The sequence below is a fragment of the Enterobacter sp. PL_is511 genome (genome assembly GCF_055816065.1).
In genome coordinates this window covers 149430-174316 of sequence record NZ_JBVPGP010000020.1, presented here as the reverse complement: position 1 = coordinate 174316, position 24887 = coordinate 149430, and the positions used below count along the sequence as shown (strand labels likewise).

Here is a 24887-nt window from a genome sequence, read left to right as displayed (position 1 = left end):
GGATGACGAGCGTGATGAGTGCTTCTTCACCTTTGCCTCTGCGCGTCGCCATTATTGGCGCCGGGCAGGTCGCGGACAAAGTGCATGCCTCGAATTACGCCACGCGCAGTGATGTTCAGATGGTGGCTGTCATGGACAGCCATCCTGAACAGGCTCGGGCGTTTGCGGAACGTCATAGTATTCCCTCGGTATGGCAGGATACGCGAGAGATGCTCGAGGCGGTTAAGCCGGATGCGGTGAGCGTCTGTTCGCCTAACCGGTTCCATTTCGAGCACGTCATGGCCGCGCTGGAAGCGGGCTGCCACGTGATGTGTGAAAAACCACCTGCTATGACGCCGCAGGAGGCCGATAGGATGCGCATGGCCGCGCGCAAGGCGGGAAAAGTGCTGGCGTATGATTTTCACCATCGTTTTGCTCTCGATACGCAACTGCTGCGTGAGGCTGTGATGAAGGGGGCGCTGGGGGAAATTTATTACACCACGGCCCAGGCGCTACGCCGCTGCGGGGTTCCAGGCTGGGGCGTCTTTACCAACAAAGCGCTACAGGGCGGTGGGCCTCTGATTGATATCGGTATCCATATGCTCGATGCCGCAATGTACGTGTTGGGGTTCCCGGCGGTAAAAAAGGTGACCGCACACAGCTTCCAGAAGCTGGGAAACCGTAAAAGCAGCGGCCAGTTTGGCGAGTGGGATCCCACGCAGTTTACCGTTGAGGACGCCCTGTTTGGCACGATTGAGTTCTACAACGGTGGCATTCTGCGTCTGGACACATCGTTTGCGCTCAATATCCGGGATCAATCGATCATGAACGTCGCATTCTGCGGCGAAAAGGCGGGCGCTACGCTGTTCCCAGCGCACATCTACAACGATGAAGGCGGTGCTTTAGTCACCCTCGCGCAGCGTGAAGAGGCTGACGACCAGCGTCATATGCGCAGTATGGATGCCTTCGTACGCCATGTGCTGGGAGAGCCCGTCACGATAGCTGATGCGGAGCAGGGGCTGGTTATTCAGCAGCTTGTCGCCGCGTTGTATGAATCAGCAGAAACAGGGGAAAGCGTGACCTTATGCTAAACGTTTCTGTATTAACCGACCCGGGCTTTTGTCCACACAGCCTGAATAAATACGCCTCCATCATGGCCTGCGGTAATGGCTACATGGGGATCCGCGCTGCGCATGAAGAAGATTACACCCAGCAAACCCGGGGCATGTATCTTGCGGGTCTCTATCATCAGGCGGGTCGTAACGAGACCACTGAGCTGATCAATCTGCCGGATATCACCGGTATTGACGTTGAGCTGGATGGCGTCAATTTCACGCTCCTGTCAGGTGAAATCCTTGAGTGGCAGCGCGAGCTGGCGTTTGCCAGTGGCGAACTTCGTCGTAGCGTGGTCTGGCGCTCGCCCGACGGAAAGCGCTATCGCCTGGAGAGTCGTCGTTTTGTCTCTCTGGATCAGCTGCCGCTTGTGGCCATGCAGCTTTCGATCACACCGCTTGATGATGTCACGCAGGCCGTGCTGAAAACCGGCATTGATGCAACGCAAACGAACAGCGGCAGACAGCATCTGGATGAAATGTCGGTCAGAGTGTTTGACCAGCAATACATGCAGGGCGTGTATGAAACGCAGGACCGTGCGTCAGAAGTTGTTGTTTCGGCGTTTTGTCAGCTCTCTGCGAAGAGCGACAGCTGCTTCACCGCCAAAAATCGTCGTCTCAGCGTTCATCATTCGCTGACGATTGCGAAGGGTGACACTGTCACGTTAGAAAAGATCGTCTGGGTGACGCATCGCGGTGATAAAGCACTGTCGCAGGCCTCTTTCGCTCGCAACGCGCTGGCCGATCTTAAGGTCTGTGCGGCAAGAGGCTACGACGCGTTGCTTGAGAGTTCGTCGTATGCCTGGGAAGAGGTCTGGCGTGACGCTCGGGTGGAAGTGGACTCTACGGAGTATCAGGATCAGATGGCGCTGGATTACGCCGTCTGGCATTTGACGACCATGACACCTGCCCATGATGAGCGAAGCAGTATCGCCGCCAAAGGGCTGACGGGTGAGGGGTATAAAGGCCACGTCTTCTGGGATACCGAAATTTTCCTGCTGCCTTTCCATCTCTTCACGCGGCCCCGAACCGCCCGCAGCCTGTTGCGCTATCGTTGGCTGAACCTGGCCGGGGCGCGGGAAAAAGCCCGTCGCAACGGCTGGCCAGGCGCGCTGTTCCCATGGGAGAGCGCCGCGAGCGGCAAAGAGGAGACGCCGGAGTTCGCGGCTATCAACATCCGAACCGGCACGCGCCAGAAGGTGGCCTCTGCGCTGGCGGAACACCACATCGTGGCTGATATTGCCTGGGCCGTCGTCGCTTACTGGCAGGCGACACACGATGATGCCTTTATGCGAAATGAAGGCCTGACGCTGCTGATGGAAACCGCTGCGTTCTGGATGGGCCGCGCAACGGAAATCAATGGTCGTCTCGAAATCCATGACGTCATCGGACCGGACGAATACACCGAGCATGTGAACAACAACGCTTATACCAACTATCTGGCCTGGCACAACGTCGCCTGCGCTCGCCAGTTTATAGCGATGTTTGGGCGCGAGGATGAAGGTTTTACGCAGAATGCTTCACGGTTCCTGGCGCGCTTATGGCTACCAGAGGCTGACGCGGACGGTGTGATCCCCCAGGATGATACCTTCATGGCAAAACCTGCCATCGATCTGAGCCGCTACAAAGCCAAAGCGGGTAAGCAGACCATTCTGCTCGATTATTCCCGCGCGGAAGTGAACGAGATGCAGATTCTTAAGCAGGCCGATGTGGTGATGCTTAATTATCTACTGCCGGAGCGGTTTACCCCGCAGCAGTGTGCCGCCAATCTGGCGTTCTACGAACCCCGCACAATCCATGACTCTTCGCTGAGCAAGGCCATCCACGGCATTGTGACCGCCCGCTGTGGCGATACTGAAGGGGCCTACGCCTTCTGGCGCGCTGGCGTGGCTATCGATCTGGGCGACGATCCGCACAGCAGTGACGACGGCATTCATGCCGCGGCCACGGGTGCTATCTGGTCCGGCGTCATTCAGGGCTTTGCCGGCATGCAGATAGTGGAAGGGGAGCTGCACCTTGCGCCCAGGTTGCCAGCCCACTGGCGAAGACTTGCTTTCCCCCTGCGCTGGCGGAACACCACGCTGCGCTTTACGTACGAAAACGAGGTTTTAACCATTGAAGCTTCGGCACCTGTCACGCTGACGCTGTGGGGCAAAACGCTACAGGTATCGGGGCATAAAGTTTGTGCCTGTAAGGACTTTCTTACATCTGTGAATGGGACCGCTACCACGGAGGTGCACCATGACGCTTAAGGCTGTTGTATTCGATCTGGACGGTGTGATCACCGATACCGCACACCTCCATTTTTTGGCCTGGCGTGCAGTGGCGGAGGAAATCGGCATCACCATCGATGAAGTATTTAACGAACAACTGAAGGGTATTAGCCGCATGGATTCCCTTCAGCGCATCCTGAAGCATGGCGGGAAAGAGGGGACGTATAGCGATGAGCAGTGCCTCGCGCTGGCGACGAAGAAAAACGCGCTCTATGTCCAGTCTCTGGCGTCACTGACGGAAGATTCACTGCTTCCCGGTATTCGCGACGTGCTGGCGGATATCCGTGCGGCGAACGTCAAAATTGGGCTCGCCTCCGTTTCCCTGAATGCCCCTGGCATCTTGCGCGCCCTGGGCATTCAGCACGCTTTTGATTTTTGCGCCGATGCTTCCCTCATTATCTGTTCGAAGCCTGACCCGGAGATCTTCCTCGCCGCCTGTGCTGGCCTGAATGTGCGTCCTGAAGAGGCCATGGGTATCGAAGATGCACCTGCAGGCGTTGAGGCGATCAACGCGGCGGGAATGCTATCGGTTGGGATTGGATCTGGCCTGGACCATGCGGGATTACAACTTCATTCAACGCGGGAACTGACCTGGAAATGTCTGACCGAGTTTTGGGCATCCCGGACGTATTGATAAGGAATTAACAATGGCTCAACTGTCTCTGAAACACATTCAGAAAATCTACGATAACCAGGTCCACGTGGTTAAGGATTTCAATCTCGAAATCGAAGATAAGGAGTTCATCGTCTTCGTCGGGCCTTCGGGCTGCGGTAAATCCACGACGCTGCGTATGATTGCCGGTCTGGAGGAGATCAGCGCGGGTGAACTGGTCATTGACGGCGTTTGCATGAACGACGTGCCCGCCAAGTCTCGCGATATCGCGATGGTGTTCCAGAACTATGCGCTTTACCCGCATATGACGGTCTACGACAACATGGCGTTTGGCCTGAAGATGCAGAAAATCGCCCCGGCGGTTATCGAAGAGCGCGTTCACTGGGCGGCACAGATCCTCGGCTTACGGGAGTACCTCAAGCGTAAACCCGGTGCGCTGTCCGGCGGCCAGCGTCAGCGCGTGGCGTTGGGTAGGGCAATCGTGCGCGAAGCGGGCGTGTTCCTGATGGATGAACCGCTTTCCAACCTCGATGCCAAGCTTCGCGTGCAGATGCGGGCTGAAATCAGCAAGCTGCACCAGAAGCTTAATACCACCATGATTTATGTAACCCACGATCAGACGGAAGCCATGACGATGGCAACCCGCATCGTGATCTTAAAAGACGGCATTATTCAGCAGGTCGGTGCCCCGAAGCAGGTGTACAACGAACCGGCGAACATGTTTGTCGCAGGGTTTATTGGCTCGCCAGCCATGAACTTCATTCGCGGCGCTATCGATGACCGCTATTTCGTCACGGAAACGCTGCGTCTGGCGATCCCGGAAGACACGCTCGCTTCACTGAATGCCGCAGGGTATCAGCGCAAAGCCGTAGTCTTTGGCATCCGCCCGGAAGATATTCTCACTCTGCAGAGCCGCGGTGAAAACATCGCGGCGAAAGTTAGCGTCGCCGAACTGACCGGCGCGGAGTTCATGCTCTATGCCACCGTTGGCGGCCATGAACTGGTGGTTCGCGCAGGCGCCGCGAATGACTATGCCGCTGGGGATAATATCGACATCCAGTTCGATATGAGTAAGTGCCATTTCTTCGACGCTGAAACCGAAGCGGCTATTAGATAAGAAAGGTGTTTGCCGGAAATGCAAATTTCCGGTTTTTTTGTTTGTAAATTATAAAGGGAATATTTAATGGGTACTCTACTAAGAAGTGCTGCGCTCGTTCTGTGCGCAGGGGTTAGCTGCGCACAAGCATCAGAAACAGCTAAACAGTGGGAATTTAATATTGGCGCGATGTATGAAATAGAAAACGTTGAAGGTCAGGCCGACGATAAAGATGGATTATATGAACCCTCCGTGTGGTTTAATGCAACCTGGGATGCGTGGACTATTTCTCTGGCGATGTATCAGGAGGGGCCGGTTGATTACAGCAGTATGACCCGTGGAACCTATTTTGACCGTCCTGAATTTGAATTACGCTATCGCTTTATCGGAACCGATGATTTTACTTTCGGTCTGACCGGTGGTTTCCGAAATTATAGTTATCATTTTAAAGATGAACACGGTGCCAAAGACGGCAGCGCGAATATGCAGCGCTACAAAATTCAGCCTGACTGGGACATTAAATTAACCGATGACTGGCGCTTTAGCGGCTGGTTTGCCATGTATCAGTTTGCCAATGATCTGGAAAAAACCGGCTATGCTGACAGCCGCGTCGAAACCGAAACGGGCTTTACATGGACCATTAACGAAACCTTTGCGGCTAAAGTGAATTACTATTTAGAGCGCGGCTTCAATATGGACAGTACCCGTAATAACGGTGAATTCTCCACCCAGGAAATTCGCGCCTATCTGCCTATTTCATTGGGCCAGACGACCCTAACGCCTTACACGCGACTGGGACTTGATCGCTGGACGAACTGGGACTGGCAGGACGATCCTGAGCGTGAAGGGCATAATTTCAACCGACTGGGTATGCAGTACGCCTATGACTTCAACAACGGTTTATCCATGACGCTGGAATACGCCTATGAGTGGGAAAATCATGACGAGGGTGAAAACGACCGCTTCCACTATGCGGGGGTTGGCGTAAACTACGCGTTCTGACCGACGGCATGCCAGGGGCACTAAGCCCCTGGTTTTAGCGAAGGGAAGCAGCCAACAAAAAGTGGGTATCAACCAGCACTTTTTGCGGGGCGGGCTGACCGGCAATACGCCTGAAAAGAAGATCGCAGCTCTCTTCCCCCAGTTTTCGTGTGGGGATATCAAAGCCGCCAGGTGCGGGCGTTAAAATGAGAGACAGCATCGGGTCGCTGTATCCGGCTATCACCACCTGTTCCGGGATCATCAGATTCAACTCATCCGCCGCACGATAGAGGCTGAGCAACTTCATGCTGTCGGTCGCAAATACCGCATCAGGCGGCGTGGGTGACGACAACAGTTCCAGAGCCGCCGCGAGCGCACTCTCATGGGTATAACCGCCATCCCTGATCCAGTCCGGGTTAATGGCAATACGGTGCTTTTCCAGACTGGCTTTATAACCCGCCAGACGATCGATCGAAACATGATAATCAAGCGGCGCATGCAGACAGGCAATTTTTTGCCGACCGTTTTTTATAAAGGTTTCGGTCAGCGTGGCGCTGTCATGAAAATTATCCGTGTCGACGGAATAAATATTCTGATACTCACCTTCCACTTTGCCGATAACTACTACCGGTACGCCATATGCATCCAGCGTGGTGAAAAAGGATTCATTTGCGGGTGAACTCAGCATAATGATCCCTTTGATCATTTTCTGTTTTATTTTACTTACACATTTCAGCAGATCGTCTTCGCTGCTTTTTGAGGTTTGCAAAATAACATCAAACCCTTCTTCTTCCGCTTTAGCCGTAATGGCATGAAGGACATCGGAGAAAAAGGGATTACCGGCAGTGGTTTTGGTTGAACGGGTCGAAATAACCATAATGGCATCGAAGCCTGAAGAGGTCAGGGCGCGAGCCAGTTTGTTGGGTTGATAATTTAATTCGTCAATCGCCTTCAGCACTTTGTCACGTGCTTCGGGAGAAATATTCGTTTGTTTATTCAGAACGCGGGAAACGGTTGATTTCGATACGCCCGCAACCCGTGCGATATCATAGATGGTGGGTGACATACACCTTACTCACTCCGGACTGACAGCAATGCCGTTCATCTTACTGGAGAGAAAACGGCAATAGCAATAAATAAGAATTGATAATCAACGATCTGCCCCCATTTATTGTATTCTGAAGCCATGCATTCAAGGCTTCCAGGCAACGAAGGACGGCGATGAAGCGACTTAAGAACGAAATCAATTCACTGGTGAACCGTGGCGTTGACCGTCATCTGCGTCTGGCCGTGACGGGGCTGAGCCGCAGCGGTAAGACGGCGTTTATCACCGCGATGGTAAACCAGCTCCTGAACCTGCACGCCGGGGCGCGTCTGCCGTTGCTTAGCGCGGTGCGGGAAGAACGCCTGCTGGGCGTGAAGCGCGTCCCACAGCGGGATTTTGGTATTCCACGTTTTACCTATGACGAAGGGCTGGCGCAGCTCTATGGCGATCCGCCCACCTGGCCGACGCCGACGCGAGGGGTCAGTGAAATTCGCCTCGCGCTGCGTTTTCGCTCGAATGAATCCCTGATGCGCCACTTCAAGGATACCTCCACGCTGTACCTGGAAATCGTCGATTACCCCGGCGAATGGCTGCTCGACCTGCCGATGCTGGCGCAGGATTACCTTAGCTGGTCCCGCCAGATGACGGGCCTGTTGCAGGGGCAGCGCGCCGGGTGGTCGGCCAAATGGCGACAGCTGTGCGAAGGTCTGGACCCGCTTGCCCCGGCCGATGAAAACCGTCTGGCGGCCATTGCCGACGCCTGGACGGCGTATTTGCACCAGTGCAAGCAGGAAGGGTTACACTTCATTCAGCCGGGGCGATTTGTTCTGCCGGGTGATTTAGCGGGCGCGCCTGCGCTTCAGTTTTTCCCCTGGCCGGATGTGGACGGGGTGGGCGAATCGACGCTGGCGCAGGCGGATAAGCACACTAACGCCGGGATGCTGCGTGAGCGTTACCATTACTACTGTGAAAAAGTGGTCAAGGGATTCTATAAAAACCACTTTTTGCGATTTGACCGCCAGATTGTGCTGGTGGATTGTCTGCAGCCGCTTAACAGCGGGCCACAGGCCTTCAACGATATGCGCCTTGCGCTGACGCAGCTGATGCAAAGTTTTCACTACGGGCAGCGGACGCTGTTTCGCCGTCTGTTCTCACCGGTAATCGATAAACTGCTCTTTGCGGCCACGAAGGCCGATCACGTCACGGTCGACCAGCATGCCAATATGGTGTCGCTGCTGCAGCAGCTGGTGCAGGACGCCTGGCAAAACGCCGCCTTCGAAGGGATCGGCATGGATTGCCTTGGTCTCGCGTCCGTGCAGGCGACGCAAAGCGGGCTGATTGACCTTAACGGTGAGAAAATACCGGCATTACGCGGGAACCGGCTCAGCGACGGTGAACCGCTTACCGTGTATCCGGGCGAAGTGCCTGCGCGGCTGCCGGGTCAGGCCTTCTGGCAGAACCAGGGCTTCCAGTTTGAAGCCTTCCGCCCGCAGGCAATGAGCGTCGACAGGCCATTACCACACATCCGTCTGGATGCGGCGCTGGAGTTTTTGATTGGAGATAAATTGCGATGACGGAACCGTTAAAACCGCGCATAGACTTTACCGGAACGCTTGAGAAGGATCCTCAGGAGGCGTTCAAAACCTCGCAGACGTTCAGCGGCACGCAGGCGGATAACTTTGCCCCGGCCCTGACTGAGGAGCCTGGCGTCGAAGAAGGACCGGCGGAGGCGGTTGTGGAAGCTGCTCTGCGTCCAAAACGCAGTCTGTGGCGCAAGATGGTCACCGCCGGTCTGGCGCTGTTTGGCGTAAGCGTGGTTGGGCAGGGCGTGCAGTGGACGATGAATGCCTGGCATACTCAGGACTGGGTCGCGCTGGGCGGATGTGCCGCGGGCGCGCTGATTGTGGGGGCGGGCATCGGGTCGGTTGCCACCGAGTGGCGTCGGCTCTGGCGTTTGCGCCAGCGCGCGCACGAGCGTGATGAAGCGCGGGATCTGCTACACAGCCACGGCACCGGGAAAGGTCGCGCGTTCTGTGAAAAGCTGGCCAGCCAGGCCGGCATCGATCAGTCGCATCCGGCGCTTCAGCGCTGGTATGCCGCCATCCATGAAACCCAGAATGACCGGGAAGTGGTGACGCTCTACTCCCATATGGTTCAGCCGGTGCTGGATGCCCAGGCGCGACGCGAGATCAGCCGCTCTGCGGCGGAATCTACCCTGATGATTGCCGTCAGCCCGCTGGCGCTGGTCGATATGGCCTTTATCGCCTGGCGCAACCTGCGCCTGATCAACCGTATTGCGAACCTTTACGGCATAGAGCTGGGTTATTACAGTCGGCTGAGACTGTTCAAACTGGTCCTGCTCAATATCGCGTTTGCCGGAGCGAGTGAACTGGTGCGCGAAGTGGGCATGGACTGGATGTCGCAGGATCTGGCGGCGCGTCTTTCTGCCCGTGCCGCTCAGGGTATCGGCGCGGGTTTATTGACGGCGCGTTTGGGGATTAAAGCGATGGAGGTCTGCCGTCCGCTGCCGTGGATTGATGGCGATAAGCCCCGGCTGGGGGATTTCAGGCGTGAGCTGATCGGCCAGCTCAAAGAGACGCTCAATAAAAAACCGACTCCGTGAGGTTTTGTTCACTAATCGTGCTGGCTGTCAATATTTGTTGACAGCCATCTTCCGGATCACCGTGTTCTGACATATCATTTTACTGTTATTGGCTTAAAACGGTGAATTTCCCATGCGTCTTGAAGTCTTCTGTGAAGACCGTCTCGGTCTGACCCGCGAATTACTCGATCTTCTTGTTTTACGTAGCATTGATTTACGTGGCATTGAGATCGATCCTGTCGGGCGAATTTACCTCAATTTTGCCGAAATTGAATTTAATACCTTCAGCAGCCTGATGGCGGAAATCCGCCGTATCGCTGGCGTTACGGATGTACGCACCATTCCCTGGATGCCCTCTGAGCGTGAGCACCTGGCCCTGAGCGCGCTGCTGGAAGCCATGCCCGAGCCGTTCCTCTCCCTGGATTTGAAGAGCAAAGTTGAGCGCGTTAACCACGCGAGCTGCCAGCTGTTCGCGCAGAGCCAGGAGAAGCTCAGCAATCATAACGCCGCGCAGCTGATCCCCGGCTTTAACTTCCAGCGCTGGCTGGACAGCAATCCGCAGAACACGCTTAGTGAGCATGTGGTGATTAACGGACAGAATTTCCTGATGGAGATCACGCCGGTCTATCTGAAAGGGGAAGGGAATACTCGCGTGTTGACCGGGGCAGTGATCATGCTGCGCTCGACGTTACGCATGGGTCGCCAGCTGCAAAACCTCTCCAGTCAGGACGTTGGCGCATTCAGCCAGATTATCGCCGTCAGCCCGAAAATGCGCCATGTGGTTGATCAGGCGCGTAAGCTTGCAAGCCTGACCGCGCCGCTGCTGATTACCGGGGATACCGGCACCGGGAAAGACCTGCTGGCTCACGCCGTGCATCAGGCGAGTCCGCGTGCAGCCAAGCCCTATCTGGCACTTAACTGCGCCTCTATTCCGGAAGATGCCGTTGAAAGCGAGCTGTTTGGTCACGCGCCGGAAGGCAAGAAAGGGTTCTTCGAGCAGGCTAACGGCGGCTCGGTGCTGCTGGACGAAATCGGCGAAATGTCGCCGCGTATGCAGGCTAAGCTGCTGCGTTTCCTGAACGACGGAACGTTCCGCCGCGTCGGTGAGGATCACGAAGTGCATGTGGACGTGCGCGTCATTTGCGCCACCCAGAAAAACCTGGTTGAACTGGTGCAAAAGGGGATCTTCCGCGAAGATCTCTATTACCGCCTCAACGTCCTGACGCTGAATATTCCGCCGCTGCGCGATTGCCCCCAGGACATCATGCCGCTTACGGAGCTGTTCGTCGCCCGCTTTGCCGACGAGCAGGGGGTGCCGCGTCCGAAGCTGTCTGCCGATCTTGGCACGGTGCTCATGCGCTACGGCTGGCCGGGCAACATTCGTCAGCTCAAAAACGCCGTATATCGCGCGCTGACCCAGCTTGAAGGGTATGAGCTGCGTCCGCAGGATATCCTGCTGCCGGATTACGACGCCGGAACGGTATCGGTAGGCGAAGAGGCGATGGAAGGGTCGCTGGACGACATCACCAGCCGTTTCGAGCGTTCTGTGCTGACGCAGCTGTACCGCAGCTATCCCAGCACCCGCAAGCTGGCAAAACGTCTTGGCGTCTCGCACACCGCAATCGCGAATAAGCTGCGTGAGTACGGTTTGAATCATAAGAAAGGTGACGAATAACAAAAAAGCCTCTGCAAAGAGGCTTTTTACTTTACGTTTATTCCTTCGCCATCGGCGTGTTAACGATTTCTGTTTTTGTCTCTCCCTGTATCGACGCAATCCTGCTTTCGACGTCTTTCACCTGCTTCGGGCTGTGCAGCAGGGTATAGGTCAGATCGAACTGCGCGCTGGCGCCTGGCTCCAGCTGCTTAACCCGCTTCTGCTCGCGTTCAATCGTCACGGGGTAGGCGTAGCTGGTACCCGGTTCGATGCCCGTGACATAACCCTGCTTCAGCGTGTCGGTATTTTTCCATAAGGTCAGCACGGGCAGCTGGCGCGTATCAAACTGGATTGATGCGCCTTTATCTCCGGCTTTATTGACCACTGCCGCGAGCGTTTCGTGGTTGTTGTCTGCGAGCGGTTTAATGTTAAAGACCATCTCATCAAAGCCCTTTGTCGGCCCGGCGTAGGTTTGCCAGTCGTTAACGCCCGCTTTGGCGTAGTCATTGAACGGGCTCACGCTCACCGCAGGCGCAAGGAATCGGGCGCCTTCTTCGAGGATTGGCGTGCCGAAGTTGCTGTGATAGATGATTTGGTAATCATGAGGGTAATCTGCATGGTTGGTCAGAACATCATGCAGGCTGAACTGGTTGGTTCCGGGGACGTAGCGCAGTTCGGTCATGGTTTGCAGATCCGCTTTTTTAAACGTGCTCTCTTTGATCAAACCCCGAACGCGGATCTCATGCGGAGCGGCATCCGCAACCTCGACCTCTACCTGCGATACCGGTGTATTACCGGCTCTGCCATGCAGGGTGTAAATTTGCCCGTCCGCGGTGACCGGGTGCCCTGTCCACTCATAGCCACAGCGCACCATCATCTCGTTGAAACCATCCAGCCAGCCGAGACCGTTGCGGCTTTCAAGATTGATATAAGCCGGATTAACGACCTCTTTGACGGGGGAATTCCAACCCAGTCTGGTGCCAAAGCCTTCTACGTGCAGAAGGTTCATCCCGCGGGTCGGGCTCAGGGTGATAGTGAGGCCATCTTTGCTGCTAATAATGATGACTTTGCTGCCTTCCTGCTTACCGCCATGTAAGACTTTTTGCTCAATGCTGAACGTTTGATTCTTAACTTTCAGCTCGTCACTGGAAATCTTCCAGTTTCCTTTCTCTACGCTGCTTTCAGCGCTTGTCAGCACCCAGGTTTTAGCCGCAGCATGACCAGAAATCAGGACCGCAAGGAGCGTAAAAGCGAATTTAATCTTCATATATTATCCTTTTTGCTGAAACGATTATTTTCTTTCGTAAGCAAATCTAATGTTTAGACAAAAAGGGAAATGTGATGTGCTTCACTGGGGATGAAAATAGGGAATTTTAACGATTATTATGCGTTATTGATCACGCTCATGTTACATATTGCCTAAGTTATTGCATGATTAATGTGACTTACGAGCATTTAAGCTTTAACGATTCAGCTTTGAAGTACTAAAAAACCCCGCCGCAGCGAGGTTGAGAATAAGTTGTATAGAATGCTAAGGACTTATTATGCTTTCAGCACGTCCAGCGCGGCAGTGTAGTCCGGCTCGGTGGTGATTTCGTTAACCAGTTCGCTGAAGACGACGGTGTCGTTTTCATCCAGAACCAGTACAGCACGTGCTGCCAGACCCTTCAGTGGGCCTTCAGCAATGCTGACGCCATATTTCTCGAGGAAATCTGCGCTGCGCAGGGTGGAGAGGGTAATAACGTTGCTCAGGCCTTCGGCACCGCAGAAACGGGACTGGGCGAACGGCAGGTCAGCGGAAATGCACAGCACAACGGTGTTGTCCATTTCAGTCGCCAGCTGGTTGAATTTACGCACGGATGCGGCACAAACGCCGGTATCAATGCTTGGGAAAATGTTCAGTACTTTGCGTTTGCCCGCAAACTGAGCCAGTGTGACGTCAGACAGATCTTTAGCCACCAGAGTAAAAGCCTGCGCTTTGCTGCCAGCCTGCGGAATGGAACCTGCTACAGCAACCGGGTTGCCCTGGAAATGAACGAGTTGTGACATAGATATCTTCCTGTTTACATATAGTTAACGTCGGGGCTAGTGTATGCCATCAGCGGATAACACGGCAAACCAAATTTTTCGCCTTACCGGGCCGCAAGGAGTCAGTGATGAGAAGCGTTAAGGTCTATGAAGAAGCCTGGCCATTGCATACCCCGTTTGTGATCTCTCGCGGCAGCCGAAGTGAAGCCAGCGTGGTCGTAGTTGAAATCGAAGAAGAGGGTATGAAAGGCGTCGGGGAATGTACGCCTTACCCGCGCTACGGAGAAAGTCCTGCGTCGGTGATGGCGCAGATCATGACCCTGGTGCCTGACCTGCAAAAAGGGCTCACGCGCGAGGCGTTACAGCAGCGTTTACCCGCCGGGGCGGCGCGCAACGCCATCGACTGTGCGCTCTGGAGCCTTGAAGCCGCTAAGCAGCAAAAATCGCTGACGTCCTTGCTGGGTGTGGTGCTACCGGAGACCGTCGTGACGGCGCAAACGGTCGTGATTGGTGAGCCGGAGCAAATGGCCGCCAGCGCGAAAGCGCTCTATGACGCCGGGGCCACGCTGTTAAAAGTGAAGCTCGACGATCGTCTGATCAGCGAGCGGATGGTCGCTATTCGCTCGGCGGTGCCCTCAGCCACGCTGATTGTGGACGCCAACGAGTCGTGGCATCCCGAGGGGCTGGCCGCGCGATGCCAGCTGCTGGCCGATCTGGGCGTAGCGATGCTGGAGCAGCCTCTGCCGGTAAAAGAGGATGCAGCGCTGAAGAATTTTATCCATCCGTTGCCCGTGTGCGCGGATGAAAGCTGCCACACCCGCGAGAATTTGAGCGAGCTTAAGGGCCGCTATGAGATGGTCAATATCAAGCTCGACAAAGCAGGCGGACTGACAGAAGCCCTGGCCCTTGCAGCGGAAGCCCGGGCGCAGGGGTTCGACCTGATGCTGGGGTGTATGCTTTGCACCTCCCGGGCGATCGGCGCGGCGCTTCCACTGGTCAATCAGGTTCGTTTCGCCGATCTGGATGGCCCGACGTGGCTGGCGGTTGACGTTTCACCGGCCCTTAAATTTACCAGCGGCGTGCTTCATCTCTGAGGCTGCCAGCGCAGAAGGTCCATCATCGCTTTTAGGTAAATCTCGCTGGCTTCGTCGGAGGATATCGGCGGGAATTCAGCGGTGATGCAGGGCAGGCTCAAATCGGCACACCAGCTTCCGAATGATCCGGGTGTTTCATACCCCACGCTGGTGACGAGCGGCAGGGCGAAAGCCTGTGCCAGCCACTCGCCCAGGTCGGAGTGACGCGGATCTTCAATGCAGGCCAGCGGATCGTGGAAGGAGACCACCCACGCGGGGTGGATCTTATGGATAAGCTGGCACAGCGCCTGCGTTTCTGGCTCCGAGCCGGGCTTGTCTCCCGTCAGCAGCACCACGTCCCGCTCCTCGGCTGAGCTGTTCCAGCGATACACCGTTTCTCCGGCGCGCCAGTTTGCCGCCGGGAAATTACGGTTCAGGTCGACTCCCCTCGCATTTGCCCGTAATCCAAGCTGGCAGCCATCCGGATTCACGGCAAGAATCACATGATGGCGTCGTAATGAGGGCGTCAGCGTCCGCAGCGCGCACGAGAGCGTGACGACAGACGAGTTCTCATCACCGTGCGTGCCGGCAATGATCAAACCGCTGTCGCGTTCGGCATCGGGTGCCGGGAACCAGATCAGCGATGCGCCTAAAAATGAGCGGCCATATTGTTCCGCGCCCGGAGGAAAGGCGCCGCGTTCCGCGCGTGGTCGGGTGGTTGCCATACGAAATCCTGATAAAAAAGTCTCTACTGGCAGTGTTGTGCAAAAGCCGCTGTTAATCAAATAGTTTCCGTAACGGCTGAGAATTGCCTTAAATCACTATTCAGGCGTAAGTTATTTGCATTTCTTATTGTCGAAACAAATAATTACGCATCTGCTTGTTACCTGAATTTATTAAAGGGGATCTTATGAAGCATCCTGTTTCGCGTCTTTTTACCGCACTGTGTCTGTGCGGGCTCTCTACACTCTCATACGCTGCTGATGTGCCGCAGGGCACGGTACTGGCGCAAAAACAGGAGCTGGTCAGGCATATTAAAGACGAACCTGCCTCGCTCGATCCGGCAAAAGCGGTGGGGTTGCCCGAGATTCAGGTGATTCGCGATCTTTTCGAAGGGCTGGTGAATCAGAACGAGAAAGGGGAACTCACTCCGGGCGTGGCGACGCGCTGGCAGAGCAACGATAACCGTATCTGGACGTTCACACTGCGTGACAACGCGAAATGGTCTGACGGTACGCCCGTCACTGCGCAGGATTTTGTCTACAGCTGGCAGCGTCTGGTTGACCCGAAAACCACGTCTCCGTTTGCCTGGTTTGCGGCGCTGGCGGGTATCAACAACGCGCAGGCCATTATCGATGGTAAAGCGGCGCCTGACACCCTGGGCGTGACGGCGGTGGATGCCAGAACCTTACGCGTCCAGCTGGACAAACCGCTACCGTGGTTCAGCAACCTGACGGCAAACTTCGCCTTCTATCCGGTACAAAAAGCGAACGTTGAAAGCGGTAAAGAGTGGACGCGTCCGGGTGCCCTGGTGGGCAATGGCGCATACGTCCTGAACGACCGCGTGGTGAATGAAAAACTGGTTGTCGTTCCGAATACCCACTACTGGGACAATGCGAAAACTGTCCTGCAAAAAGTGACCTTCATTCCGATCAATCAGGAATCATCCGCCACCAAACGCTATCTGGCGGGGGATATTGATATCACCGAATCGTTCCCGAAAAACATGTATCAGAAGCTCCTGAAGGACATTCCGGGACAGGTGTATACGCCGCCTCAGCTCGGAACCTATTACTACGCGTTTAACACGCAAAAGGGCCCGACGGCCGATGCACGGGTTCGTCTTGCCCTGAGCATGACCATCGATCGCCGCATTATGGCGGAGAAGGTATTAGGTACCGGTGAGAAGCCGGCCTGGCATTTCACGCCTGACGTGACGGCGGGCTTCACGCCTGAACCTTCACCGTTCGAGCAGATGTCGCAGCAGGAGCTGAATGCTCAGGCGAAAACCTTGCTCCAGGCCGCAGGCTACGGTCCTCAGCGTCCGCTGAAGTTGACCCTGCTGTACAACACCTCGGAAAACCACCAGAAAATCGCCATTGCGGTGGCGTCAATGTGGAAGAAAAATCTCGGTGTGGACGTCAAGCTGCAAAACCAGGAGTGGAAAACCTATATCGACAGCCGTAATACCGGTAATTTTGATGTGATCCGCGCGTCATGGGTAGGCGATTACAACGAGCCATCGACCTTCCTGTCCCTGCTGACCTCAACCCACAGCGGCAATATCTCGCGTTTCAATGAGCCAGCCTACGATAAAATTATCCATCAGGCGACGCTGGAAACCACGGCGAAAGCGCGTAATACGGACTACAACATGGCGGAGAAAATCCTCATGGAGAAAGCGCCCATCGCGCCAATTTATCAGTACACCAATGGTCGTCTGATTAAGCCCTGGGTGAAGGGCTACCCCATCAAAAACCCGGAAGACGTGGCGTATAGCCGGACAATGTATATTGAGAAACACTGACGCCCAGGACTTAACTACTACAAAATCCAGAACTGGCGCGGAGTTTAGCGCCAGTTGCTCCTTCTGATCCTCTCCCGCCACAGCAGAAAATAGCACTTTCCTGACGATACTCGCGCTGATATTTATCATGCGATTCAAAAAACACAATACGTAATTGTGGGTAAAAATTGCATGTGTTGAAAATCGCCATCTACACTTGAACAAAATAATATCTTGTGTTCTGCATATTAAAAACATGCAGTAACTCCAGTGAGGTCAATATGTCTTTCACTAACAGAGAGTTGCGTGAACTTGTCGAAACACAATTAAAATATACGTTATGCGTTAGCCTGGACAAGGCTACCAACGGCGATATATTCAATGCTGTGGCGCTGGCAGTGCGGTATTTTCAGCAAAATCGCTTTCTCGATAGTCAGGCCCGGCAGCGCGCTGAAAAGAAAAAACGCGTTTATTATCTCTCAATGGAATTTTTACTCGGGCAGTCATTGCGTAACAACCTGATGAATATGAATTTGCTAGATGATATGCGTAAGGTTGTCAATGAACTCGGATTTGATTTTGATAATATTTTTGATGAAGAACCCGATGCGGCACTTGGGAACGGGGGGTTAGGGCGCCTGGCCGCCTGCTTCATCGATTCTATGGCTACGTTAGATATTGCTGCTTCAGGGCATGGTATCAAATACGAATATGGTTTATTCAGGCAGACGTTTGAGAATGGTCAGCAAGTCGAGCATCCAGATGACTGGCATTCCATGCATTCCCCCTGGCTAGTTGAACACCATAGTCAGGCTATGCTGATCCCCATTGGTGGTTTCATTGAACATTCAGATGATGTTAATGGTAATTACAATCCAATGTGGATGGGATGGAATACAATAGTAGGCATTCCTAATGATTATTTCGTTTCTGGTTACAGAGGTAACACCACTAATAAACTTCGTTTATACAGTGCCGTAGCTTCTAACTCTTTCAATATTCATATTTTCAATCATGGCGATTATATAAAAGCAGTTAGTGAAAAAATAGCTTCTGAAAATATCTCAAAAATACTCTATCCTTCTGATGAAATTCTCTCAGGTAAGGAGCTCAGACTTACTCAGGAGTATTTTCTTGTGGCATGTACTTTGCGTGATATTTTTCGTGAATATACTGAAATTGAAACGGATATTTCTTTATTGCCGAAGCATGTTGCTATCCAGCTTAATGATACGCATCCCGCGCTGGCTGTTGTCGAGTTGATGCGAATACTTGTAGATGAACATAACCTTCCCTGGCACCAGGCCTGGGATATCACCCAAAGAACTTGTGCATACACGAACCACACGCTGATGCCTGAGGCCCTGGAAACCTGGCCAGTGGCGTTGTTTGAAAAACTGTTGCCGCGGCACTTGCAGATTATTTTTGAGATTAACCACCGTTTTCTTGAGGATGTCGCCTCCCGTTGGCCCGACAAACCGCATTTGTTGACCTCCTTGTCTCTGTTTTCGGGGGACAACGAGAAAAGTATCAGGATGGCAAATTTGGCCATCGTCGGGAGTCATTGTGTAAATGGGGTGGCGATGCTCCATTCCGAGCTTATCAAAACGCACCTGGTTCCCGATTTTTATTTTATTACGCCAGATAAATTCATTAATCAGACCAACGGCATTACGCCGCGCAGATGGTTGCAGCAGGCTAACCCAAATCTTGCCGCGTTTCTGAATCAGCAATTGGGTACCCGATGGCCGACGGATTTACATATGCTTCGACAGCTGGAGAAGCATGCGGATGATACGGGGGTGATCGATCATATCCGCGGCATTAAATTCAAAAATAAATCCGCGCTGAGCCAGATTGTTTCACAACGTTATGGGATTATGTTGGACCCTATGGCAATGTTTGATTGTCAGGTAAAACGCATTCACGAATACAAGCGCCAGCTTCTGAATATTCTTCACGTCATTTCTCTCTATATTGATATTAAAGAGAATGGGAGAACCATAGCGCCTAAGGTGCATCTTTTTGCAGGTAAAGCGGCACCCGGTTATCGAATGGCAAAGCTTATTATTCAGTTAATTAATGCTGTTGCGAATAAAATCAACAGCGATGCGCGTATTGCCGGACAGCTGAAAGTCATTTTTCTTGAGGATTACAAAGTCTCCTTAGCCGAAAGCATAATACCGGCAACAGACCTGTCTGAACAGATATCCACAGCAGGTACGGAGGCATCTGGAACCAGTAATATGAAGTTCGCGCTGAATGGTGCGTTAACAATGGGTACGTATGATGGTGCCAACATAGAAATTCTTAATGCTGTTGGGGTAGAAAACTTCTATCTTTTCGGCGCGACGGCTGAAGAAATCAATGAAATGCGTTCAAATGGCGATAATAATCGTTTCTATCGTCAGAGCGATCCTCGAATGATGCGTATAGTGGATACGCTTATTTCTGGCGAATTTACCGCCGATCGTGAAATTTTTGCACAGCTACACCATATGTTGACAACAGCCGATCATTATTGTCATCTGCTGGATTTTGACAGCTACAGTCAAACCCAACGTCAGGCAATGGCGGATTTTGAACATCCGCGCCAGTGGCATCGAAAAGCGTTGCTAAATATTAGCCGAATGGGGGAGTTTTCGAGTGACAGAACCATTCAGGGATATGCAAGGGATATTTGGGGAATAAATTGCTGAGGGTCATGCTTCCGGTTGCCTTCCGGGAGCGATGCCGGTGCACTAAGATCTGCATTCGGGAACACGTTACGCCTGATGTGAGGGTGATTATGAACTTTGAAATACAGAGTGAAAATGACGTACAGATTGTCGTTCCGCTGGTTCGCAGGCTGGATGCTTCTGTCGAGCAGACCTTTAAGCAGCAGGTGCTGGAGGTGATTGAAAAAAGCAATAAAAAGATATTGCTGGATTTCAGCCACGTAGATTTTATTGACAGCAGCTGTCTCGGCGCGCTGGTATCCATACTCAAGAGTTTAAACGGCAAGGGTGAGCTGGTGCTGTGTTCGCTTAACAGCAATACACACGATCTCTTTAAGCTGACCAGGATGGATCGTATTTTTTCTATTAAGGCCAATCGGCAGGATGCCCTGCAGGTGTTGATGGGCTAATATCACAGCGCTTTTCGGGGAGAAAGCGGGATTTGCCAACGGTTAAAACGAGAACTGACGCATTCTCGCGCCAGTCCTGAAAACATGGCTCCGCTCCACCCGCACGGTATTCGCTCGGGCTGATACCGGCGCGCTATTGTGCTAATAACGCACTAAACTTCGCCAGCCACTGCGGATGCGCGGGCCAGGCGGGAGCCGTCACCAGGTTGCCGTCTACGTGGGCCTGATCGATGCCGATAGTGGCGTAGTGTCCTCCGGCGAGGCGCACCTCAGGCGCGCAGGCCGGGTAGGCGCTACAGGTTCGTCCTTTCAGGATGCCCGCGGCAGCGAGCAGCTGCGGGCCGTGGCACACTGCCGCAATCGGCTTACGCGCGGCGTCAAATGCCTGCACCAGCTTTAACACGTCCTCATTTAGCCGCAGATACTCGGGCGCTCTCCCGCCGGGGATGAGCAGCGCGTCGTAATCCTGTTCCTTGACGGTGGAAAAGTCGGCGTTGAGGGTAAAGCGGTGACCGGGTTTTTCGCTATAGGTCTGGGCGCCGTCGAAATCATGGATTGCCGTCATGATGTAGTCGCCCTTTGGTTTGTTGGGACAGACTGCATCTACTTGATGGCCAATCATCTGCAAAGCCTGAAAAGGCACCATGGTCTCGTAATCTTCGGCGTAGTCGCCAACCAGCATCAGGATCTTCTTGCTCATCATTCCTCACCTTTTTCAATAAAGATGATTAAGATATAGCCTGGCGTGGCTGAATTGCCGGAAATAAAAAAGCCCGTCAGAGCACGGGCAACATAAGCAAATGAATAAGTGATTCGTTATCAACGTTGTTGGAGGATAACGCCGCGTATTTTACGCGGCTGTAAGGGAAGCAGATACCTGACATATTCGGTAGGTGAAACAAGCGATTAAACGTGCGTTACGGTGCGTCGAAGGTCGGGTAAAGGCTATTTTCAAGGAATTCGACGAGATACCAGACCTCACCGCTAAAAATAAACCAGAAGCCAAATATAATAAGGAGTAAAATAATTAAGGTGAGTATTATTTCTGTTTTTCCCATTGCAGCTTTAACCCACCTGAAGCTAATTGATTCGAGGTGGGCATTGTAGCGGGGCTTTACTGGATACTCCAGTTTCATGCAGCAAGGACTTTATTGCGTCCGTCATTTTTAGCGCGATACAGGGCATCGTCCACACGCTTAAACAGCTCATCAATACTCTCCCCCTGATCGTGCCGCGCCACGCCAATGCTGACGGTAAACCGCGGTAAGCCCGGAATCGTAATGCGGGCTACGGCTGCACGGATCGACTCGGCAATCTGCAACGCGGTGTCGAGAGAAGTGCGCGGCAGCAGAATAACGAACTCTTCGCCACCCCAGCGGAACACCATGTCGCCCTCCCGACTACAGGCTTCGAGCGTTCGCGAGAGGGCGATAAGCACCTCATCACCTTTCAGATGACCGAACAGATCGTTAATATTTTTGAAATGGTCGGTATCCACCAGCAGCAGGCTAAATTGCTGTTGCGCAGGAAGATAATTGAGGTTGTTTTGATCGGTAATGGCATAGAACTGGCGCCGGTTGAGTAGCCCGGTCATGGAGTCACGTAACGCCGCATGCTCCAGCTCCTGCTCCAGCCTTTTCTGCTCGGTGATATCGTGAATGATGCACAGCATCAGCTTGTCGCCGTAGATCTCAATGGGCCCGGCATACGTCTGAACGTGGCGGGTGGATCCATCGGCCAGGCGGTGAACAAAATTGAGCGGCTTATGACCACCGGGCAGCGCGGCAATCGCCGTCATAATGGGCATCACATCCCGCCCCAGGGTATTAATTTCCCAGGTATGCTTACTGCACATGTCGTCGTGTGAATAGCCATAAAAATTGAGTGCGGCCAGATTCGCATCGACGATTTGACCATCGCGGGCAGGATCGATCAGCAGCATCGGGGCGCTGTTGGTCAGAAAAAAGCGCGCGTAAAATCCCTGTTTTTTCCGCCGGTAGGTGGCGGAACGGCTGGCCTTCAATCCTGAGAGTAATTGTGGTGAGGTCCCCTCGAAAACAATCACGTCCCCCCAGGGGGCGTAGTGGGCAAGCGAGAGACGACAGCTTAACGGCGTATCCTGGCCATCCCAGCTGATTGTCCAGATTTCGACGATCTCCTGATCTGTTTTCAGTTCAGGTACATACATCGACAGGAGGAGTTGCGCATTCGCAGAATAGGTGCCTTTGCGCAGGTCATCGAGCGTTTTATCCCCCATGACCTGCGTTGCGGCCACATTCGCAAAAATGATCTGTTCCGACACGGGTGAAATGAGCCACACGGGTGTTTTAATTACATTCAACGCATCAAAACAAGGTTGCGACATAGGCATTTCCTGTTCATTGGCACACTGTGGCTGACATGTATGACAGAATTGACTCGCGTGTACTGCTTTGAAACATACTCCACTTCATCCCGTCAGGCATGATTTTTTTGTGAAGCAAATGCGTTTTCCGAATGAATTTTACCAATTGGTATAATTTGTTTGTCGGAGTTTATCTGCAGCAGCAGCCACGGTACCTGTTCGGCAGGTAAGGGGCGGGAGAAAAGGTACCCCTGCAGATAATCGCAGCCGAGACGGGTGAGGACCGCCTGCTGTTCTTCCGTTTCGATCCCTTCTGCCACCACATTCATTTCCATGGTCCGGGCGATACTGATGATGGTTTCAACCAGCTTGTAGCTTTTTTCATTTTCCAGCATCGAGGTTACGAAGCTTCTGTCGATCTTAAGTTCTTTAGCCGGAAGCACGCTCAGCATCAGCAGGTTGGAATAGCCCGTACCGAAATCATCAATCGAGACGGTGATCCCTGCGTGATTAAACGTATTGAGCAACTCAATGCTGCGGTCGAGATTTTTAAGCGCGGTGCTCTCCGTTACCTCAAGGATCAGCCGGGACGGAGACAGGTTATATTTTTCCAGCATCGACGAGATGATAGGGAAAATGTCCGGCTGTTCGAACTGGACGGGGGATAGGTTGAGCGACAACGTCCACTGGCTGAACCCTTGTTCAGTCCAGAAATGCAGCTGCCGGCATGCCGCTTCAATGGCCCAGTTGCCCACCGGGATAATTAAGCCGGTTTGTTCGAGCGAGGGGATAAACAGACCAGGCAGCACAACGCCTTGCTCAGGATGCCGCCATCGCAGAAGGGCTTCAAAACCATGAATGGTTTTCTCTCCCGCATGCCAGGTGGGCTGGTACCACAGTTCAAACTGATCGCGTTCAAGCGCCTGAGAAAGTTCCTGCAGGAAACCGGGTTTCGCTGGGATCGCTGTTGACATCTCGGACTGATAAATCGCCCAGCCGTTGCGCCCATCGTCTTTGACATGATGTAAGGCTGCATCCGCCTTAAGTTTGAGCTCGTGCAGCGTTTCGCCATCCTGAGGATAGAGGCTGACGCCCGCGCTGATCGTCGTGCTCAACGTATGTCCGCAAACAGACAGAGGGCGTCGTACATCCCCGAGCAGTGAAGTGAGCAGGGCGTTGAGCTTGTCGTCATCACATTCCGGCACCAGCAGGATAAAGGCGTCTCCTCCCAGTCTTGCCAGGGTCATCTCACGCGTGAGTCGGGCCGTGATGCGCTGTGCGACGGTGATCAATAACTCATCGCCGACGCTGTGACCCCAGGTATCGTTGACGCGTTTGAAATGATCGACGTTCAGGAAAATGACGGCAAATTGCCTGTTACTCAGCAACGCGCTGCGCAGGCAGTCCTGCATGCGGAGATCCATCTGGTGGCGATTCGCGAGTCCGGTGAGCGCGTCAAAGCGCGCCTGTAGCTCAAGCTGCCGATTGAGCTGCCGCAGATTGTCCGTCAGCCGGCCGGTGCGTCGGTGAGAATCGACAAGGGAAATAATTAACATCACGCCAAGCAGGCAGAGCGTGGTGACCGAAACCCAGATGGATAACCCCAGTTCGCCGATCCCGCCGGGGAGGGTATGCGACATTTCCGGGTAATGCGCGGCACTCATGCCGGTATAGTGCATCGCACAAATGGCGGCGGCCATGACCAGGGCCGCGAGAAGACGATCGATAAAGACGCCTTTGTGTTTATCTCGCAGACGGAAAGCCAGCCGCAGCGCCGTGCCGGAAGCCACCACGGCAATGACCACGGACAACCCCACAATACGGCGATCCCAGATGATGCTGCCATCCAGCATCAGGGCCGCCATACCGATATAGTGCATGGATACTACGCCTGCGCTCAGGATCGCGGTGGCAACGATGGGGCGAAAAAGAGACCGTTTTTTTCCCGCGACGGCAATATCAAGGGCCGTGGTCGACGCAATAACCGCGACGCCTAGCGATGCAAGGGTTAACCAGAGGTCGTAGCTCATCATCATGGGCATTTGCATCGACAGCATGCCGATAAAGTGCATCGACCAAATGCCAATGCCCAGCGTAACCCCACCGGCAATGCGCCAGAACAGGGCAGCCTTTCGGCTGGAAAGGGGGATCTTTCCGGCGCTGTCCAGCGCCACAAAGGAGGCGATAAACGCCACCAGATAAGAGATAGCGATTAACACAGGGTCCCACGATATATTGAGCATTATGCAATCCCACGCCTGAGAGGGTTACCGATTTCGCCTGCCGGGTACATCTTTATCGGGCAACGAACATGCGCATTCAAACCATATTAGTTATTTATCGTGAAAAATGACCAGTCATATTAATACTCTAAAACTTATTAAGAATATAAAATATATTCCATTGTTAATGTATTAAGCATTGCTAAACAAAAACGAATAAAAGTAGCAAAGC

The 24887-nt window shown here is 53.6% G+C and carries 20 protein-coding genes; 12 read left to right on the top strand and 8 right to left on the bottom strand.

Annotated elements, in window-relative coordinates:
- Positions 1–14 precede the first annotated feature (14 nt).
- The 5 genes from AC0TN7_RS08445 to AC0TN7_RS08425 all read left to right on the top strand — a co-directional run bounded on the left by AC0TN7_RS08445 (position 15) and on the right by AC0TN7_RS08425 (position 6075).
- On the top strand, positions 15–1070 hold the full coding sequence (locus AC0TN7_RS08445; RefSeq protein ID WP_473702103.1) for a Gfo/Idh/MocA family protein: 1056 nt from the start codon (positions 15–17) through the stop codon (positions 1068–1070).
- On the top strand, positions 1064–3343 hold the full coding sequence (locus tag AC0TN7_RS08440; protein ID WP_473702060.1) for a glycoside hydrolase family 65 protein: 2280 nt from the start codon (positions 1064–1066) through the stop codon (positions 3341–3343). Before AC0TN7_RS08445 ends, AC0TN7_RS08440 begins: the two co-directional genes overlap by 7 nt.
- Positions 3333–3998, top strand: a complete 666-nt coding sequence (gene pgmB / locus AC0TN7_RS08435) for a beta-phosphoglucomutase (RefSeq protein WP_024907148.1) — start codon at positions 3333–3335, stop codon at positions 3996–3998. Before AC0TN7_RS08440 ends, pgmB begins: the two co-directional genes overlap by 11 nt.
- Before the next feature lie 13 nt (positions 3999–4011).
- Positions 4012–5094, top strand: a complete 1083-nt coding sequence (locus AC0TN7_RS08430; protein ID WP_024907149.1) for an ABC transporter ATP-binding protein — start codon at positions 4012–4014, stop codon at positions 5092–5094.
- A 66-nt stretch (positions 5095–5160) separates the two neighbouring features.
- Complete coding sequence (locus AC0TN7_RS08425; protein ID WP_024907150.1) at positions 5161–6075, top strand: OmpG family monomeric porin; 915 nt, start codon at positions 5161–5163, stop codon at positions 6073–6075.
- Positions 6076–6109: 34 nt separating this feature from the next.
- Here the strand turns inward: AC0TN7_RS08425 and AC0TN7_RS08420 are convergent, their stop codons facing one another.
- Positions 6110–7120, bottom strand: coding sequence for a LacI family DNA-binding transcriptional regulator (locus AC0TN7_RS08420; protein ID WP_024907151.1), 1011 nt, complete (start codon positions 7118–7120; stop codon positions 6110–6112).
- 155 nt (positions 7121–7275) lie between these two features.
- Here AC0TN7_RS08420 and AC0TN7_RS08415 point away from each other — a divergent pair, with 155 nt between their 5' ends.
- From AC0TN7_RS08415 to tyrR, 3 genes are all read left to right on the top strand, one after another.
- Positions 7276–8673 (top strand): YcjX family GTP-binding protein, encoded by a 1398-nt coding sequence (locus tag AC0TN7_RS08415; protein ID WP_024907152.1) that lies wholly within the window; start codon positions 7276–7278, stop codon positions 8671–8673.
- Entirely contained in the window at positions 8670–9722 is a 1053-nt protein-coding gene (locus AC0TN7_RS08410) for a YcjF family protein (protein ID WP_024907153.1), read from the top strand. The genes AC0TN7_RS08415 and AC0TN7_RS08410 overlap by 4 nt, the downstream gene beginning before the upstream one ends.
- 112 nt (positions 9723–9834) lie before the next feature.
- Positions 9835–11376 carry a transcriptional regulator TyrR gene (tyrR, locus tag AC0TN7_RS08405; protein ID WP_148768895.1) on the top strand — a complete coding sequence of 514 codons (1542 nt, stop codon included), beginning with the start codon at positions 9835–9837 and terminating at the stop codon, positions 11374–11376.
- 37 nt (positions 11377–11413) lie between these two features.
- Here the strand turns inward: tyrR and AC0TN7_RS08400 are convergent, their stop codons facing one another.
- Positions 11414–12622, bottom strand: coding sequence for an aldose 1-epimerase family protein (locus tag AC0TN7_RS08400; RefSeq protein ID WP_473702059.1), 1209 nt, complete (start codon positions 12620–12622; stop codon positions 11414–11416).
- A 275-nt stretch (positions 12623–12897) separates the two neighbouring features.
- Positions 12898–13404 (bottom strand): thiol peroxidase, encoded by a 507-nt coding sequence (tpx, locus tag AC0TN7_RS08395; RefSeq protein ID WP_023335907.1) that lies wholly within the window; start codon positions 13402–13404, stop codon positions 12898–12900.
- A gap of 107 nt (positions 13405–13511) precedes the next feature.
- On the opposite strand from tpx, the gene ycjG reads away from it, so the two are divergent.
- Positions 13512–14477 (top strand): L-Ala-D/L-Glu epimerase, encoded by a 966-nt coding sequence (ycjG, locus tag AC0TN7_RS08390; RefSeq protein ID WP_473702058.1) that lies wholly within the window; start codon positions 13512–13514, stop codon positions 14475–14477.
- On the opposite strand, the gene mpaA is transcribed toward ycjG, so the two are convergent.
- Positions 14468–15181, bottom strand: a complete 714-nt coding sequence (gene mpaA, locus AC0TN7_RS08385; RefSeq protein WP_473702057.1) for a murein tripeptide amidase MpaA — start codon at positions 15179–15181, stop codon at positions 14468–14470. The genes ycjG and mpaA overlap by 10 nt on opposite strands.
- A gap of 185 nt (positions 15182–15366) precedes the next feature.
- Here mpaA and AC0TN7_RS08380 point away from each other — a divergent pair, with 185 nt between their 5' ends.
- The 3 genes from AC0TN7_RS08380 to AC0TN7_RS08370 all read left to right on the top strand — a co-directional run bounded on the left by AC0TN7_RS08380 (position 15367) and on the right by AC0TN7_RS08370 (position 20089).
- Positions 15367–16983: a peptide ABC transporter substrate-binding protein gene (locus AC0TN7_RS08380; RefSeq protein WP_473702056.1), complete on the top strand. Its 1617-nt coding sequence runs from the start codon at positions 15367–15369 to the stop codon at positions 16981–16983.
- 260 nt (positions 16984–17243) lie between these two features.
- A complete protein-coding gene (locus tag AC0TN7_RS08375) occupies positions 17244–19661 on the top strand; it encodes a glycogen/starch/alpha-glucan phosphorylase (RefSeq protein WP_473702055.1) in 2418 nt (805 codons plus the stop codon).
- An 89-nt stretch (positions 19662–19750) separates the two neighbouring features.
- Positions 19751–20089 (top strand): STAS domain-containing protein, encoded by a 339-nt coding sequence (locus AC0TN7_RS08370; protein WP_157189288.1) that lies wholly within the window; start codon positions 19751–19753, stop codon positions 20087–20089.
- A gap of 133 nt (positions 20090–20222) precedes the next feature.
- Here AC0TN7_RS08370 and AC0TN7_RS08365 read toward each other — a convergent pair whose 3' ends face one another.
- The 4 genes from AC0TN7_RS08365 to AC0TN7_RS08350 all read right to left on the bottom strand — a co-directional run bounded on the left by AC0TN7_RS08365 (position 20223) and on the right by AC0TN7_RS08350 (position 24676).
- Positions 20223–20789: a DJ-1/PfpI family protein gene (locus AC0TN7_RS08365; RefSeq protein ID WP_061714998.1), complete on the bottom strand. Its 567-nt coding sequence runs from the start codon at positions 20787–20789 to the stop codon at positions 20223–20225.
- 217 nt (positions 20790–21006) lie between these two features.
- Positions 21007–21147: an Ecr family regulatory small membrane protein gene (locus AC0TN7_RS08360; protein WP_061715006.1), complete on the bottom strand. Its 141-nt coding sequence runs from the start codon at positions 21145–21147 to the stop codon at positions 21007–21009.
- Positions 21148–21221: 74 nt separating this feature from the next.
- Entirely contained in the window at positions 21222–22454 is a 1233-nt protein-coding gene (locus AC0TN7_RS08355) for a diguanylate cyclase (protein ID WP_473702054.1), read from the bottom strand.
- Positions 22455–22546: 92 nt separating this feature from the next.
- Positions 22547–24676: a putative bifunctional diguanylate cyclase/phosphodiesterase gene (locus AC0TN7_RS08350; RefSeq protein ID WP_473702053.1), complete on the bottom strand. Its 2130-nt coding sequence runs from the start codon at positions 24674–24676 to the stop codon at positions 22547–22549.
- Between the last annotated feature and the right edge of the window lie 211 nt (positions 24677–24887).

Excerpts from the sequence above, each read along its gene's own strand:
- AC0TN7_RS08355 (WP_473702054.1), bottom strand. The coding sequence starts at position 22,454 with ATGTCGCAACCTTGTTTTGATGCGTTGAATGTAATTAAAACACCCGTG.
- AC0TN7_RS08415 (WP_024907152.1), top strand. The coding sequence starts at position 7,276 with ATGAAGCGACTTAAGAACGAAATCAATTCACTGGTGAACCGTGGCGTT.
- tpx (WP_023335907.1), bottom strand. The coding sequence starts at position 13,404 with ATGTCACAACTCGTTCATTTCCAGGGCAACCCGGTTGCTGTAGCAGGT.
- pgmB (WP_024907148.1), top strand. The coding sequence starts at position 3,333 with ATGACGCTTAAGGCTGTTGTATTCGATCTGGACGGTGTGATCACCGAT.
- AC0TN7_RS08375 (WP_473702055.1), top strand. The coding sequence starts at position 17,244 with ATGTCTTTCACTAACAGAGAGTTGCGTGAACTTGTCGAAACACAATTA.
- mpaA (WP_473702057.1), bottom strand. The coding sequence starts at position 15,181 with ATGGCAACCACCCGACCACGCGCGGAACGCGGCGCCTTTCCTCCGGGC.
- AC0TN7_RS08445 (WP_473702103.1), top strand. The coding sequence starts at position 15 with ATGAGTGCTTCTTCACCTTTGCCTCTGCGCGTCGCCATTATTGGCGCC.
- AC0TN7_RS08365 (WP_061714998.1), bottom strand. The coding sequence starts at position 20,789 with ATGAGCAAGAAGATCCTGATGCTGGTTGGCGACTACGCCGAAGATTAC.
- AC0TN7_RS08410 (WP_024907153.1), top strand. The coding sequence starts at position 8,670 with ATGACGGAACCGTTAAAACCGCGCATAGACTTTACCGGAACGCTTGAG.
- AC0TN7_RS08440 (WP_473702060.1), top strand. The coding sequence starts at position 1,064 with ATGCTAAACGTTTCTGTATTAACCGACCCGGGCTTTTGTCCACACAGC.
- AC0TN7_RS08370 (WP_157189288.1), top strand. The coding sequence starts at position 19,751 with ATGAACTTTGAAATACAGAGTGAAAATGACGTACAGATTGTCGTTCCG.
- AC0TN7_RS08360 (WP_061715006.1), bottom strand. The coding sequence starts at position 21,147 with ATGGGAAAAACAGAAATAATACTCACCTTAATTATTTTACTCCTTATT.
- AC0TN7_RS08400 (WP_473702059.1), bottom strand. The coding sequence starts at position 12,622 with ATGAAGATTAAATTCGCTTTTACGCTCCTTGCGGTCCTGATTTCTGGT.
- AC0TN7_RS08430 (WP_024907149.1), top strand. The coding sequence starts at position 4,012 with ATGGCTCAACTGTCTCTGAAACACATTCAGAAAATCTACGATAACCAG.
- tyrR (WP_148768895.1), top strand. The coding sequence starts at position 9,835 with ATGCGTCTTGAAGTCTTCTGTGAAGACCGTCTCGGTCTGACCCGCGAA.
- AC0TN7_RS08350 (WP_473702053.1), bottom strand. The coding sequence starts at position 24,676 with ATGCTCAATATATCGTGGGACCCTGTGTTAATCGCTATCTCTTATCTG.
- AC0TN7_RS08380 (WP_473702056.1), top strand. The coding sequence starts at position 15,367 with ATGAAGCATCCTGTTTCGCGTCTTTTTACCGCACTGTGTCTGTGCGGG.
- AC0TN7_RS08425 (WP_024907150.1), top strand. The coding sequence starts at position 5,161 with ATGGGTACTCTACTAAGAAGTGCTGCGCTCGTTCTGTGCGCAGGGGTT.
- ycjG (WP_473702058.1), top strand. The coding sequence starts at position 13,512 with ATGAGAAGCGTTAAGGTCTATGAAGAAGCCTGGCCATTGCATACCCCG.
- AC0TN7_RS08420 (WP_024907151.1), bottom strand. The coding sequence starts at position 7,120 with ATGTCACCCACCATCTATGATATCGCACGGGTTGCGGGCGTATCGAAA.